The organism is Moraxella sp. K127 (genome assembly GCF_015223095.1).
Taxonomy (GTDB): domain Bacteria; phylum Pseudomonadota; class Gammaproteobacteria; order Pseudomonadales; family Moraxellaceae; genus Moraxella.
In genome coordinates this window covers 1-1279 of the sequence record NZ_JADFBZ010000096.1, presented here as the reverse complement: position 1 = coordinate 1279, position 1279 = coordinate 1, and the positions used below count along the sequence as shown (strand labels likewise).

General features: G+C 47.8%; 1 protein-coding gene. It reads left to right on the top strand.

All coding sequences use genetic code 11. From position 1 onward, the window contains the following. The first annotated feature begins 1 nt into the window (after window position 1). Window positions 2–1192: an elongation factor Tu gene (gene tuf, locus IM753_RS12745; RefSeq protein ID WP_194092777.1), complete on the top strand. Its 1191-nt coding sequence runs from the start codon at window positions 2–4 to the stop codon at window positions 1190–1192. Window positions 1193–1279: the final 87 nt, after the last annotated feature.

Below are 1279 nucleotides of genomic sequence, written 5' to 3'. Positions count from 1 at the left end.
CATGGCCAAAGCCAAATTCGAACGTAACAAACCACACGTAAACGTTGGTACCATCGGTCACGTTGACCACGGTAAAACTACCCTAACTGCTGCGATTGCTACCGTTGCTGCTAAGCACCACGGTGGTGAAGCAAAAGACTACGCTGCCATTGACTCAGCTCCTGAAGAAAAAGCTCGTGGTATTACCATTAACACTTCTCACATCGAGTATGACACTGCAGCTCGCCACTATGCACACGTAGACTGCCCCGGTCACGCCGACTACGTTAAAAACATGATTACTGGTGCCGCTCAAATGGACGGTGCGATTCTAGTTGTTGCTGCCACAGATGGTCCTATGCCACAAACTCGTGAGCACATCCTTCTGTCTCGTCAGGTTGGTGTACCTTACATCATGGTATTCATGAATAAGTGCGACCTAGTAGACGACGAAGAGCTACTAGAACTAGTAGAAATGGAAGTACGTGAACTTCTATCTGACTATGACTTCCCAGGTGATGACACCCCAATCATCAAAGGTTCTGCTCTTCTAGGTCTAAACGGTGATGCTGGTCAATATGGCGAGCCTGCCATCCTAGAACTACTAGACACCCTAGACAGCTACATTCCTGAGCCTGAGCGTGACATCGATAAAGCATTCCTAATGCCAATCGAAGACGTATTCTCTATCTCTGGTCGTGGTACTGTGGTAACAGGTCGTGTTGAATCTGGTATCATCAAAGTTGGTGATGAAGTTGAAATCGTAGGTATCAAAGACACCGCCAAAACCACCTGTACTGGTGTTGAGATGTTCCGTAAGCTACTAGACGAAGGTCGTGCTGGCGAGAACTGTGGTGTTCTACTACGTGGTACCAAGCGTGAAGAAGTTCAACGTGGTCAAGTACTAGCCAAGCCAGGTTCAATCACCCCACACACCAACTTTGACGCTGAAGTATACGTACTGTCAAAAGAAGAAGGTGGTCGTCATACTCCATTCCTAAATGGCTATCGTCCACAATTCTACTTCCGTACCACTGACGTAACAGGTGCCATCACCCTACAAGAAGGTACTGAAATGGTTATGCCTGGCGACAACGTTGAGATGAGTGTTGAGCTTATCCACCCAATCGCCATGGACAAAGGTCTACGCTTCGCGATTCGTGAAGGTGGTCGCACCGTAGGTGCTGGTGTTGTTGCTAACGTTAAGAACTAATCTAACAAGATTGGCTTAACAGCAAACAAGACCAACCAAGTCAAACCAAACCCCCTGCCAGAGATGGTGGGGGGTTTGGGTTTTTGG